This window comes from Helicobacteraceae bacterium (assembly GCA_031258155.1).
Lineage (GTDB): Bacteria > Campylobacterota > Campylobacteria > Campylobacterales > SZUA-545 > JAIRNH01.
The window spans coordinates 17,329-30,370 of the sequence record JAIRNH010000031.1; the positions used below are offsets into that span (position 1 = coordinate 17,329).

The window sequence follows — 13,042 nt, forward strand, 5'->3', positions numbered from 1 at the left end:
TCCTCCGCGAGAATTAGCGCGTTACCCGCCGCCCGCTCTCCGATCCGTTTGTTTTCGCGATCAAATAAGCCTAGCGCGCCGGCGGCGTTCGCGCCTCGTATTTGTCGATCGCCCTTTGCGTCAGATCGTAGCCTAATTTTATCATCTCTTTGGCTTTATGAAAGTCATATGTTTTACAGCTGTCAATCGGTACGTCAACCAAAATATCCGGCAGGTAGCCGGCGATTTTGTAAAACGTCATAGAGTCTTGCATAACCTCGATCACGCGCTGAAATATATCGAGCTGCGTAACATTCTCCTGCGCCTGTAAATTCCACAAGCCGAGCTTGTTGAGCCACCTTTCAAGCCGCGCTAAAAGCGTATTTTTTCGTTCGCGCGCGTCGTTTGCCGTCGTTTTAAACGGCGTAGCGTAGCTGGCGCAAAGATTAACGGCGACGATCAGATCGGTGCGATCGCTCATTGTCGGCGCGATCGGCAAGGGATTTAGAACCGCGCCGTCAACCAATACGCGCGAGTTATAATAGACTGGAGTAAAGACGGTCGGAATCGCGACGCTGGCTCGAATGGCGGTTTTTAGATCGCCGCTTTGAAACCAAAACTCTTTTTTGCCGTCTAGATCGGTGGCGACGGCGGTAAAGCCGATCGGCAGATCCTCGATGCGTTTGTCGCCAAAAAACGGCGTTATCTTCTCAAAAACCTTTTCGCCTTTGATCGCGCCGCCGGTCGCCAATAGCGAAGGATCGACCAGCTTTAGCGCGCCTAACCAATCCAGAGAGATCGCCCAGCGCTTAAAGTCCTCTAAATTGCCCGCCGCGTAAATGCCGCCCACTAGCGCGCCTATAGAGCAGCCGCTAATGGATTTGATCTTGTAGCCGCGCTCGTTTAACGCCGTAATCGCGCCGATATGCGCGTATCCCCGCGCTCCGCCGCTGCCTAAAACTAGCGAAATCAATCGCCCCATAGAGTTCCTTCCAAATTATCATATAAAACGCCAAAATTATAACAACCCGAAGCAACTCCCTGTCGCGGGCTTTTTACGATCTTCAAAATCGTCTGCAAATACAGCGGACAGCAAAAAACTTAATAAAAACAGTATCTTTTTCATAAAAATCCTTTTTTAATTGGCGTTTATTTCCAATCATATTTTTTAGGCTTTATCTTAATACCCTTGTTCACTGAGTTATTGATACAAATCGCAGCCATCTTGTTCTTTTAAATCGCAGGTTTTTTTATAATACTCTTTTGCTTTTTTGAAATCCTGCTTTGTGCCTTTGCCTTCGGCATACAAATCGCCAAAATATATACAACTGAGGGCATGTCCCATGTCGCAGGCTTTTTTATAATACTCTTTTGCTTTTTTGAAATCCTGCTCTGCGTCGTAGCCGCCAACATACAAATCGCCAAGATATGTACAACTGTAGGCATGTCCCATGTCGCAGGCTTTTTTATAGAGTTCGGCTGCTTTGACATAATCCTGCTTTACGCCTTCGCCATGCTCGTATGAAATGCCAAGATCGGAACAACCCGAAGCGTCTCCCCCGTCGCGGGCTTTTTTATAGAGTTCGGTTGCTTTGACATAATCCTGTTTTACGCCTGCGCCAAAATAATATAAAACTCCAAGACTAAGACAACTTTTGGCGTCTCCGCTGTCGCAGGCTTGTTTAAAATCTTTAAAATCATCGGCAAACATAGCGGACAGTAAAAAGCTTAATAAGAGCAGTATTTTTTATGAAACTCCCTTTTAAATTGGCATGTTATACTGTATTTTATTTCTTTTTAAGATTTTCGTCTATGCGATAATGATATGAATAAAATTATAACGAGAGAGCTATGCGCTTGCCAATTTCAAGCGCCCATACCGCCGCGCAAACCGCCGATTTCGGCGCGCGACGGCTTATAAAAGCCAAAAACGATTAAAACCATAGATATTCGTCAAAACGGACGCGCAAGCGCGCGCGAACTATAATTTTCGCTATGAAAAGCAAACTTTTTTATTTTTTCGCCGTATCGCTTTGGCGATCCGGACTAGTGAAAGGCGTTTTGTTTATGCTCGCGCTATCGCTGGGGGCGGCGTTTATCCTATCCGACGCTAATATCGGCGTGGAGAACAAGTTGTTTTGGGATCTGCTTTTGATCTTTGAAGCGTTATGGCTACACGCTCTGACGCTGCTTTGGGCGTATGAGTTATGCAAAGACGAGGAGCTACTGTTCTTGGCGCGGCTTCCGCTCTCCGCTTCGTTAAAGCGATCGGCGTATGAAAGAAGCAAGTTTTTAGCGCTTTGCGCCGCGTTTTTGCCGATTGTCGTTTTAGTGGCGGCGCTCAACGCGATAGCGGCTTCGCCGCTCGTGGTGTGGCAAGGTCTGCTCTATTCGCTTTCGGCGTTGCTTAGCGGTTTTATGGTTTTGACGTTTAGTCGCTTTGTGGCTCCCGTTTCGGCAATTTTGTTTTCGACGGCGTTTCTGGCGCTGGGCAACGGGCTGGACGAGCTTTATCTATACGCTAAAATGCAAAACGATAGCGGCGCGGCGCTGAAAGCGTTAAGCGAAACGCTCTACGTGATCTTTCCGAACTTTTCGTTTTTCGATCATCAAGGCGAAGCGGTCTCGGACATATTGAACTCCGCCTTCGCGTTTTGGCTTTTGCCGCCGCTGTATTTTGTCTTTCTTAGCGGCGCATTGTTCGCTCTCGCCGTTTGGCGGTTTAATCGACAGGCGATCTGATGCGTTTTTTTATCCCGCTCGCCTTATGCGCGTTTCTGATCGCTTTTTATTCGCCGCGTCCCGTATTGGAAAAGTCGGAGGGGCGGCTGCTGATGATGCAACCGTATCTGCTTCGCGCCATGAGCGGCTACGCGCATACGGTTGTGGGCGATTTTGTTTGGTTAAAAAGCCGCTACGTTGACGAAATACGGCACGGCGACGCCGTAGATATTGGCGTAATGTCCTCCGTCTTTCGCGCGCACGTCATACTAGACCCTCATTATACGCAACCCGTTCGCTACGCCGCGACCTATCTTGCCTCGATCCCAAAAAAACCGCTGACGGGGGTGGAGCTTTTGGAGTTTAGCGAAAGTCTAAATCCCGATCGTTTCGATCTGCTGATGAACGAGGCGCTAATTCGCGTTAATTACGACGTTCCTTTTAGCTCCGAGCGGTTAGAAGAGCTTGCTAATCGCATAGAGGTTTTGCCAGAAAAGTCCAAACGCGTCGGAATGATAGCGATCGACGACGAGTTTGTGAGAGATTTGGTCGCTTACGTCCGTTCCAAAGAGAGCAGTCTGGAGATGATCGAAGCCGATCTGATCGATCTGCTTGAGCAGACCGAAACGCCCGAACGACGCGCGTTAATAGAGGCGGAGCTTGAAAAAATAAGAGCGCGAAAAGACGAGCGTTAGCCGAGTTTTGGTTGAACCTCTTAGCCGCGATCGTTCGCCTCTAAGCGATCGACCGACGCGATCGCTTTTTCGATCTCCCTTAACTCCGTTTGCAGTTTTTGCGCAAACGCCGCTTTTGTTAAATAGGCTTCCAGCAATCTCTTTACGCTTACGCTTTCGCCCAGTTCGCCAACGGCTTTTGATATTAGCTCCTCGCCTTGATCGTTTATGGTAATATCGTAGGTTTTGCTTTCGATTTTAATCGTTATAGTTCGCCGTTGCATAAATAAAGTTTAACGCCTCGCGCGAGTTTGCAAATTAGCGAGCCTCAAGCTCTTTGATCCGATCGAGGCAATAGGGTTCGATTGGATAGCGCCTGTTTATTTCTTTGCAGAACTCCAGCGTTTTTTCATATGATTTTAATTGGTAGTGGTTTTCGGCTTGATTCATATACGCGTCATAAATCAAATCGGATTTTGTCGCCGCGTATCTTGCTATCGCCGCGTCAAAATATGTAATCGATCGGTTATAGTCGCTTTGCGACTGATATACGCTTCCGATTCCATAATACGGTTCGGGATCGTCCGGCGCTAACCTTGAAACCTCTTCGTATGCTTGAATCGATTCGTTTAGGCGACCGCTTAGTTGATACAGCAACGCTAAATTAAGGCGCGGAACAACGTTTTCTGGATTGATCTTTATAGATTGCTTATAAACCTCTTCGGCTTTATCATACATATTTAGTTTGCGATACGCGACTCCTAAATGATCGATCGCATCGACAAACGTCGGCTCTAACTCGATCGCTCTTAACAGATATTTAGAGGCTTCTAAAGCTCTATCTTCTTGCAACATCGCCGTGCCGATACGATAAGCCTTCACGGCGTCTTCGTCGTCCGGTTTTACAATCGGGTCTTTTAGTATAAACTTTGGTTCTATAGGCTCTTCGGCGCAAAGGCGAACGACAAAAACCAATAGCAAAAAACCGCTTATTGCTCTCACTCTTTACCATTTACTTTTAAGGTCTTTTTCCACTCTTTTTCAAATTTCTTGCGTTTCAAAAGAGGAAGGCGATCGACAAATAATTTGCCGTCGAGATGATCCATTTCATGTTGTAAAGCGATCGCCAGCAACCCTTCGGCTTCTATCATAAACGCTTTGCCGCCGCGATCTTGATATTTGAGTTGTATTTTCGTGAAGCGGCTTATCTCTTCGGTAAATTCCGGAATGCTAAGGCAGCCCTCGCGCCACAAAATCTCCTCTTCGGCTTTTACGATTTCGGGGTTGATAAACTCCAAGCGATTCTCTTCAAGCTGTTCGCCCTCCTCGTTTGGAACGTTGACGACAAAAGCGCGAAGCGCCTCGCCGACCTGTATCGCCGCCAAACCCACGCCGTTATGCTCGATCATCGCCGCGTGCATATCGTCTAGCAACTTGCCTAACTTCTCGTCAAACCTAGAGACGGCGAGCGATTTTTGTCTAAGTTTTTTATTGGGATATAAAACAAGCTCCCTAGCCATCGGTTTTATCGCTCTCCTCAAACGGAGCCACCTCAAACACTTTGCCCTCCGCGTCCGCTTTGTTCATAGCGTCAAGCGCGCGCACCATCACCGTTTCGGCTTCCTGCGAGACGCTCAAAGCGGCGACGCCTATGCATATTTCAAGTTTAATCTCCTGATCGGCGATAAAAAAATGCGAGCCGCTCGTCATCTCCGCGACGCGAAGCGCGGCGCGCGAGGCGTTCTGTTCGTCGGTATGTTTAAGCAGTATGCCAAAGCACCCGTCGCCAAAGTGCGCCACAACGTCGCTGCGCCTAGAGGTTTTCATAAAGAGCTTGGAGATCGTGCGGTTGATCAATCCAAGCTGTTTTTCGCTCGAAACTCGCTCTTTGATTTTACCGCTTAGCTTAGCCAGCATTAGAGTGCTTTGATGTTCAAACTTTCCAATTTGCGCGATCTCGGCGCGAATCTGCTCCGTAAGATAACGTTTGTTGAAAATGCCGTATTGCGAGTCATATATGGTCTCTCCTTTGACGTCCTGAATAATTTTCGCGCTTTTTGCGTAGAGATTTTTTATCACGATCGCCTGCGAATTTAGCGCTAAGGTTAGTTTTTCCAGATCGTTATTCAGCGCGAGCGCGAGATTTTGCACCGCGCTTGGATTGTTGATCGCCCTTGCCTCTTGCGTCCTACGCCTACTGATCTGCGCCATATTGCTTACGTTCTTAAACAGCGTCGCCACGTTCTGCAAAATCTCCTTGAAGATTCCAAAACCCTCTTGCAGTTGCCGCTCCATACGCATGCGTTTTTCGTCTTCGCTGGAGCTTTCGCCCTCGATCATATCGCTCATCGCTTTACGAAATTCGTAGGGCTTTTCGTCGAGCGCTTTTTCAAAATAGAGTTGATAGTAGTTTGGCAACGGCGGCAAGTTGTCTTTGGCGAGATCTTCCAAAACTCCGCGCGCGAAATTTTCTAGCTCGCCCGCGCCGTTCGCGTTAGCGAGGACGCTGGGCGCGGAAACGGCGGCGTCGTTCGCGCCGACATTGACCCCTTTCCTTAATAACACGCTGCCTTCTCCTTGTAAAAAACCGCTACTTTAGACTCTTTTCTACAACCGCGTCTATTATGCCATAATTTAACGCCTCTTTCGCGCTCATAAAAAAATCGCGATCGGTGTCGTTTTGAATCGTTTTAAGCGGCTTTCCCGTGTTTTGCGCCAATATCTCGTTGATTATCGCCTTGACGCGAACGATCTCTTTTGCCTGTATCTCTATATCGGTCGCCTGTCCCTGCGCGCCCCCAAGCGGCTGGTGAAGCATAATGCGCGAGTTAGGTAGCGCGTGGCGCTTGCCCTTCGCGCCGCACGAGAGCAAAAACGCGCCCATCGACGCGGCTTGCCCGATGCAGATCGTCGCCACGTCGGGCTTGATATACTGCATCGTGTCGTAGATCGCCATTCCGCTGGTAATCACGCCGCCGGGCGAATTGATGTATAGGTAGATGTCCTTTTGCGGCTCTTCCGCTTCCAAAAACAGAAGCTGGGCTACGATGGAGCTTGCCACCGCGTCGTCGATCTCGCCGCCGAGCATTACTATCCGATCTTTAAGCAGACGCGAATAGATATCGTAGCTTCTCTCGCCGCGTCCGGTTCGCTCGATCACATAGGGAATATAGTAACTCATCTTCAGCCTTTATTGGATTTAACCGCGTCATTAAGTCGTTATGTTTTGCTCGGCTTGCTTCTCTTTTTTCGCGCCGCTTGGCTTCTTGCCCGTCTTTTTGGGCGGCGCGTCGCCGATCGCTTCGCTTTGCGCGGCTCTATCTAGCAGCGTCGTTAGCGCGCGATCTTCCGTAAGCGACATTCGCACTACCGCCGTTAGGTTGTTTTTGCGATAGTAATCTAGCGTTTCCTTAGGATTTTGCCCCGATTGCATAGCTTGATAATAGATTGCCTGCGTAACCTCGCGATCGCTAATCGAGATATTCTCCGCTTTGGCGATCGCGTCGATAAGCAGCGTCGTTTTTACGCGCTCTTTCGCTTCGTCGCGAAACTCCTCTCGCAAATTTTTAAGCGCCGTTTCGTCCGTTTGCAGCCTTTTTAGCTCCTGTTCGTCAAGCGTTCTCGCTTTTTGCGTCGCAAGATGATCGATCTCCTGCTCTAAGATGATCTCCGGCAGATCGAAATCGTATTTTTTAAGCAACGCCTCGATCAGCTTAGGGCGCAACTCCTCGTTGTAGAGTTTGCTTTTTTGCTCGTCGTAAAGGGTCTTTCTGGCGGCGTTTTCCAATTTTTCAAGATTCGCGTCGTCAACCCCGGGGAGCAGTTTTTTGGCTATTTCGTCGTTAAGCTCGACGTTCTTTTTAACCTTGATCGCTTTAAGCGTTATATCAAACGTAGCCTCTTTGCCGGCGATCTCTTTAGCGTGATAATCCTCCGGAAAAGTAACGGTGATTTTTCGTTCCTCGCCCGCTTTCAAGCCGATCATACGCTCTTCAAAACCCGGGATAAAGCCGTTTGAGCCGATCTTGATCTCGTAATCTTTCGCCGAAGCGTTGGCGATAGGTTTGCCGTCGATAAAGCCGTCAAAATCAAATTGAGCGTAGTCGCCTTTTTTCAGCCCGCGTTTTTCTTGGATCGCTTCGGGAGCTACGACGGCGTCGGCGGCTTTTTCCAGCGTTTCGCGCAAGCTATCGGGCGAAATCTCGATCGGCTTAAACGAAGGCGTTAGCGCGTTATAATCTCCAAGCTCTATAACGGGACGCAAAGATAGTTTAAGCTCCAATTCCAAAGCGCCGTCTTTTTCGCGGCTATTCGTTACGATCGGCATGCCGATTAGCTCCGGTTTGTCGAGGCGCTTTAGCCCCTCCTCAAACGCTTGATTGGCAAGCCTGCTTTTAACGTCGGCATTTAGCTGGTCTTTAAAACGGCTTTTAATGATCGACGCGGGGATTTTGCCCTGCCTAAATCCCGCTATTTTGGTCTCTTTGGCGATCTTCGCCGCAACTAGGTTTTCGGCTTTAAGAATCGCCTCCTTGTCAAATTCGACCGTAATAAGAGCGTTTGCGCCGTCTATCTTTTTGGCGAAAACTTGCATATAAATCCCTTGTGAAGAGTGATAAGTCGCGGATTTTAGCCAATTTTATATTTTGATTGCGCGTCGCTTGCCGACAAGAGCGTTTGACGCGCCGCGCCGGACTGATCGCTCGCCGTTACGAAATCGCCCCGTTTGTATTCGCTCGCTCCATAAACGCAAAACGCCGTTTTCGTTTTATCCTTATCGTATGCGTTAAAGCGTTTTCAGCGACTCGATCAGATCGCTAGGGGTCATAGCAAAGTTTGCCCCCTTGAAGCGTTTAGCCGCCAGCGCGTGCGCTAACGAGGCGCAGATCGCCGAATCCAGCGGACTGTAGCCTTGCGCTAATAGCGCGCCGATCATGCCCGTAAGCGCGTCGCCGCTGCCGCCTTTGGCTAACGCGGAGCTTCCAAGCGGATTGATAAAACGCCGAGCGCCGCTTGTTATGATCGTGTTGGCGCCTTTGAGAACCAAGATCGCATTTGGAAAAGCCTTGCCAAACGCTAAACTTAGCGCCATTCGTTTTTCCTGTATATCCGCCGTCTTATAAACCCCCAGACCGCACCGATCCAGCAAAGAGGCAAACTCTTTTGGGTGAGGGGTTAGCACGACGGGTCTGTTTTGCTCCAACAGATCGCGAATAAAGGGGCGCGAAAGCGCGTCCGCGTCGATCGCGGCGGGCAGATCGCCGATAATATCCAGCAGCTCCTCGTCCAGATACGCCTCGCCAAGCCCCATTCCAAACGCGATCGCGTTAGTCGTTTCGGCGGGTTTTTGGGCTTGCATAAGATCAAACGGGATATAGATATGCCGCTCTTTGCTAATTATCGTCGTCAATCCCGCGCCGAAACGAAGCGCCGCCGTAGCGCATAGCGCCGCGGCTCCCGCTTTGTCTCCCATCACGACGGCTAGATGACCGTAAGTTCCTTTGTGGCTGTCTTGCGTATGACGAAAAGGCAAATTCAGATCGCTCTCTTCTAGCAAGAAAGCGTCCGCGCTAAGCGCGTAAGCGTCTCGCGGAATACCCAGATCGGCTACGACGATTTCGCCGACGCGATCTTTAACCTTGTCGCTAAACAAGGCGAGTTTAGGCGCGCCCATCGTTACGGTCAAATCCATCTTGGCGCATACATCAAAAGAGCCGTCGCCGCTAACGCCGCTTGGAATGTCGCAGGCGATCTTAAAGGCGCGCGTATCGTCTAGCGCCTTTACGATTTCGGCGGCGCTTTCGCCTAGCTCGCGGTTTAGCCCGCCGCCAAAGAGCGCGTCTATCAGAATATCCGACGGCTCGATCGCCTCGACCTGCGCGATCCCAAGCGCTTTAACGCGCCTCAACTGCTTTTCGCCGAGTTCGCATTTTGTTCCAAAGGGCAGATAAACCTTAGGGGCGAAGCCCTCGCGCGCGCTAAGCAGCCTAGCCAACGCCAACCCGTCCGCGCCGTTGTTGCCCGCGCCGCATACTATAAGGACTTCGCCGCGATCAAAGCGCTTAAATATCTCGCGCGCCATAGCCAAAGCGGCGTGTTCCATCAACAGCTCTTCGCTCATAGCAAAACGCTCTACGGCGCGTTTGTCTAAGCTCTCGACCGATTCGTAAAGGGCGATCACGGGCTAACTCCTTACGATAGATTCTTGCTTGCCTCGATAACCGCTGAAAAGATCGCGCGGTTCTTCTGATACGCGCTTGTTAAAGCGTTATACATAACGCCGTTTTTGCTTAACTCGCTCGTCTCTACGTCTATATCGACCGTGTTGCCGTCGTTGCGCGCCATGTGTCCGTCGCGGTAGAACAAGACGGGCTTTTCGGGCAAAGCGGACTTGGGCTGGAGATGCTTTGGGTCTGTTTGCGCTAGTTGCAGCTTTTTCTGCAGATTGCGGTTAAATTCGCTACTAGCCTGATCGGCGAGCATGTCTTCAAAATGAATGTCCTTTGATCGATAAAAAGGCGTATCGATATTGGCGATATTGGAGCTGATCAAATCTTGGCGCGTCGCTCTGGCGTTTAGCGCCGCTTCAATATATTTGTTGGAGCGATTAATCTCTATCACCTTGCGATCCTTGTCGGCAAATTACTTGCGATTATACAGCAAAAATTATTCCTAACTAGTTACACTAACGCTTATGAACAGATCGGTATGTATAGTTTCGGGGGGAATGGATAGCGCGACGGCGCTGGCGATAACGATCGCTAAAGGCAAAGAGGCGATCGGCGTTCATTTTGATTATCGTCAGCGCACGGAGCGCAAAGAGCGCGAATCGTTTAACGCGCTATGCGATCGTTATCGGATCAAATCGCGTTACGCGATCGATCTAGGCTTTTTCGAGGCGATCGGCGCGAGCGCGCTAACCGATCGCTCCATCGCCGTGCCGCAAACAATACAAGAGGGCGTTCCAATTACCTACGTGCCGTTTCGCAACGGGATTTTTCTCTCGATCGCCGCCGCGATCGCCGAAAAGGAGGGCGCGGACGAGATCGTAATAGGCGCGGTGGAGGAGGATTCTAGCGGCTACCCCGACTGCCGAGAGGAGTTTTTGCGCTCGATGCAAGAAGCTATCGATCGCGGCGTTAAAGACGAAACCGAGATCGCGATCGCCGCGCCGCTTATTCATCTATCCAAAGGCGAGATTGTGCGCGAGGCGCTTAAACTAGACGTTCCGCTGAATCTAACGTGGAGCTGCTATCAAAACGAGGATAAGGCGTGCGGCGTATGCGAAAGTTGCCGCCTTCGGCTAAAAGGTTTCAAGCAAGCGGGCGCGGAGGATCCGATCGCTTATCAAAGCCTCTAAACCTAAGAGAGCTTTTGATATAATACAAACAGATCGATTAGGAGCGCAAAATGTTTAGATTTGTCGTTTTGGTCGCGTTTTGTTTTAGCGCGAGCTTTGCAAGCGTTGATAATAACATTGAGTTAGGCGAATTTTCTGTCCGAGCCGTAACCCAAGGGGGCGAATTAACGGCAATAGAGATATTCAAGAATAAAAAACCTTTTCAAAGGATAGAGGGTGTAGAGTGGTGGGAAGAGCTGAGATATTGCGACATTAACTTTCTTTACGGCAACCTTTACGGCAACGAAGACGAGATCGGTTTTGGGTATATATGCAACGCTACTTACAGCGCATGGGAATATAAATACGATCCGCAAGAACAAATGTTTGTTTACGCGGGACCTATGGAGGGGCTTGGCGTTTCCGAGATCAAAGAAACAGATAGGTTTTATGTAGGGTTAGATTACAATCACGACCACGAAAGAAACGCGCTACGCTACAAATCTATCTTAGTTTTTCAAAAACCGTCAAATAAAATTATTCAAGAAATCCGCCGCCAAACAAGCGGACTTGATTATACTCTCAATGGAGAAGCTAATGTATGCGAAGGCGACTGTTTAGCGGTTGGCGACTATAATTTCGACGGAATCGAGGATTTTTCGCTATATGTAACAACTTACAGCTCCGCCGGAGAAGAGAGAAACTATTTCTTATACGATCCGAACGAAGAAAGGTTTGTTGTAATGGAATTTGTAGGAGAGGGAGATACTAATTTACAGTTCGATTACGAAAAGAAACTTATTACCTCCTTCCACAAGGACCCCGCGACAAGCTTCTCCGGCGCTTTTGAGCGATACTTAACGTATAAAATAGTCGATAACAAAATGGTTCAAGTAAAAGCAGAGTGCCGTATAATCTATTACGGCGAGGCAAACGACGACGAATTAACTCTGCAACACGATTGCGATAATTACGGCGGGTTTTCGCGTTTAAGCTCCGTCGGGTTGAAAAAGAATTTCGAGCTGTTTGTCGCGTTAAACGGCGATAAAACAAAGGGTACGGCGATATACAGAGGACAAAAAGAGTTTCTCGATCTTTCTTTAAGCGGTAACGTTGCAAAGGATTTTACATACAACGAAATATATAGAGGCAAAGTAAACGGCAAATATATATTTACAATCGACGGCTACGAAATAAAAGACGCCTATTACATCAATAACGCGGGCAAAAAGTTTAAGTTGAAACCGGGGTTTTAACGCGACAAAACCCCCGCCTTATTCCCTCGATGCGTTTAGGCAAACATTGATTAGTATAAGGCTAAGCCCCAAAACAATGCGAAAAGCCGTAGATACCGATGTGTTTTTATCGTCTGCATCCAAAGAGGTTTTAAGCGTATCGACCGTAATCTCTCCTCTGTGCCCCATGCCGTCTTGCGCTTCCACTCTCCACTTTCCGTCTTCGTTCGGAACAAATGCAAAAAATCCGTTCATGTCGGTTAAGCTTTTGAGCGTCTCTACTTTTGGCGACGAGGGCGAGTAGAGTTTGACTTTGGCATACATCATGGGTTCGTTATCGGTATATGAAAAACGGACGACTTTTGCGCTGCTTTTAACTTCGGATACCTCCACTCCATGAGAAAACAAAAACGCGTGCGGCAAAAGAGCCGCCGCCCCGATGCTTATAGCCTTTGAACGCTTGAGGGCGATTAATACCAGAGTTCTTTGCTCCTCTTTGGCAATGTCCACCGTTAGGTTATATTCGTAGGGATAAAACGTCTTTATCTCAAATAATTCGCCGCTCGTTGCTTCATGGATATACTCTGCAACCGTCTTAGTATTGCCGCTCCATGAAAAATAGGCGATAAGAATCTTTAGTTTTTTAATCTCATTTTGTATATTTGAGCGCATTTTTACTCCTCCATATCCGCAGGGATTAGATTGATAACCTGCACCTCATTTCGCGTACCAAGCCGCATTGGCGAACCAAATGTTCCCGCGCCTTGCGAGACTAACAATGTAGTTTTACCGATGTGATACTCTCCCGCATACAAAGGAAAAAAATATTTTACTAATATCGTAACGGGAAAGAGTTGTCCCCCGTGCGTATGACCTGAAAGCATGACGTCTATATTTCCCTCTGCTATATAGCGCATTCCAACGGGAGAATGATGCACGAGAATAGACGGCTTAGAGTTGTCTCTTGTGATTTTAGGCAACTCTTCTTGTATAGTAAGCGTATTGACCGCATGAGCGTCATAAGTCTCTTTATCGGCATTCATGTACTCCATGCCGATAAGCCAAATTCCGTGCGTTTCAACTATTTCACTGCG

The 13,042-nt window shown here is 48.7% G+C and carries 16 protein-coding genes; 4 read left to right on the plus strand and 12 right to left on the minus strand.

All coding sequences use genetic code 11. From position 1 onward, the window contains the following. Positions 1-70: 70 nt before the first annotated feature. Positions 71-961, minus strand: a complete 891-nt coding sequence (locus LBF86_04455) for a patatin-like phospholipase family protein (GenBank protein ID MDR0664756.1) — start codon at positions 959-961, stop codon at positions 71-73. A 219-nt stretch (positions 962-1,180) separates the two neighbouring features. Then, positions 1,181-1,690 (minus strand): sel1 repeat family protein, encoded by a 510-nt coding sequence (locus tag LBF86_04460; GenBank protein MDR0664757.1) that lies wholly within the window; start codon positions 1,688-1,690, stop codon positions 1,181-1,183. 356 nt (positions 1,691-2,046) lie between these two features. Here LBF86_04460 and LBF86_04465 point away from each other — a divergent pair, with 356 nt between their 5' ends. Together LBF86_04465 and LBF86_04470 are read left to right on the plus strand one after the other, a co-directional pair. Then, on the plus strand, positions 2,047-2,721 hold the full coding sequence (locus LBF86_04465; GenBank protein ID MDR0664758.1) for a hypothetical protein: 675 nt from the start codon (positions 2,047-2,049) through the stop codon (positions 2,719-2,721). Further along, positions 2,721-3,395 (plus strand): hypothetical protein, encoded by a 675-nt coding sequence (locus LBF86_04470; GenBank protein MDR0664759.1) that lies wholly within the window; start codon positions 2,721-2,723, stop codon positions 3,393-3,395. Before LBF86_04465 ends, LBF86_04470 begins: the two co-directional genes overlap by 1 nt. Before the next feature lie 20 nt (positions 3,396-3,415). Here the strand turns inward: LBF86_04470 and LBF86_04475 are convergent, their stop codons facing one another. The 8 genes from LBF86_04475 to flgB all read right to left on the minus strand — a co-directional run bounded on the left by LBF86_04475 (position 3,416) and on the right by flgB (position 9,995). Beyond that, a complete protein-coding gene (locus LBF86_04475) occupies positions 3,416-3,658 on the minus strand; it encodes a hypothetical protein (protein ID MDR0664760.1) in 243 nt (80 codons plus the stop codon). A 34-nt stretch (positions 3,659-3,692) separates the two neighbouring features. Next, the gene (locus LBF86_04480) at positions 3,693-4,376 is read right to left on the minus strand and encodes a tetratricopeptide repeat protein (protein ID MDR0664761.1); all 684 of its coding nucleotides are present in this window, start codon (positions 4,374-4,376) and stop codon (positions 3,693-3,695) included. Further along, positions 4,373-4,894, minus strand: a complete 522-nt coding sequence (def, locus tag LBF86_04485; GenBank protein ID MDR0664762.1) for a peptide deformylase — start codon at positions 4,892-4,894, stop codon at positions 4,373-4,375. The genes LBF86_04480 and def overlap by 4 nt, the downstream gene beginning before the upstream one ends. After that, positions 4,887-5,939 (minus strand): diguanylate cyclase, encoded by a 1,053-nt coding sequence (locus LBF86_04490; protein ID MDR0664763.1) that lies wholly within the window; start codon positions 5,937-5,939, stop codon positions 4,887-4,889. Before LBF86_04490 ends, def begins: the two co-directional genes overlap by 8 nt. Positions 5,940-5,964: 25 nt before the next feature. Next, positions 5,965-6,555, minus strand: coding sequence for an ATP-dependent Clp endopeptidase proteolytic subunit ClpP (clpP, locus tag LBF86_04495; GenBank protein MDR0664764.1), 591 nt, complete (start codon positions 6,553-6,555; stop codon positions 5,965-5,967). A gap of 30 nt (positions 6,556-6,585) precedes the next feature. Beyond that, complete coding sequence (gene tig, locus LBF86_04500; GenBank protein ID MDR0664765.1) at positions 6,586-7,968, minus strand: trigger factor; 1,383 nt, start codon at positions 7,966-7,968, stop codon at positions 6,586-6,588. 192 nt (positions 7,969-8,160) lie between these two features. Then, the gene (locus tag LBF86_04505; GenBank protein MDR0664766.1) at positions 8,161-9,555 is read right to left on the minus strand and encodes an NAD(P)H-hydrate dehydratase; all 1,395 of its coding nucleotides are present in this window, start codon (positions 9,553-9,555) and stop codon (positions 8,161-8,163) included. Positions 9,556-9,566: 11 nt separating this feature from the next. Then, complete coding sequence (gene flgB / locus LBF86_04510; protein MDR0664767.1) at positions 9,567-9,995, minus strand: flagellar basal body rod protein FlgB; 429 nt, start codon at positions 9,993-9,995, stop codon at positions 9,567-9,569. 73 nt (positions 9,996-10,068) lie between these two features. Here flgB and queC point away from each other — a divergent pair, with 73 nt between their 5' ends. Beyond that, positions 10,069-10,734: a 7-cyano-7-deazaguanine synthase QueC gene (gene queC / locus LBF86_04515; protein ID MDR0664768.1), complete on the plus strand. Its 666-nt coding sequence runs from the start codon at positions 10,069-10,071 to the stop codon at positions 10,732-10,734. 50 nt (positions 10,735-10,784) lie between these two features. Beyond that, positions 10,785-11,969 carry a hypothetical protein gene (locus tag LBF86_04520; protein MDR0664769.1) on the plus strand — a complete coding sequence of 395 codons (1,185 nt, stop codon included), beginning with the start codon at positions 10,785-10,787 and terminating at the stop codon, positions 11,967-11,969. 18 nt (positions 11,970-11,987) lie between these two features. On the opposite strand, the gene LBF86_04525 is transcribed toward LBF86_04520, so the two are convergent. Beyond that, the gene (locus LBF86_04525) at positions 11,988-12,620 is read right to left on the minus strand and encodes a hypothetical protein (protein MDR0664770.1); all 633 of its coding nucleotides are present in this window, start codon (positions 12,618-12,620) and stop codon (positions 11,988-11,990) included. A gap of 2 nt (positions 12,621-12,622) precedes the next feature. After that, the coding region (locus LBF86_04530; GenBank protein MDR0664771.1) for a hypothetical protein at positions 12,623-13,042 on the minus strand (420 nt) is incomplete at its 5' end.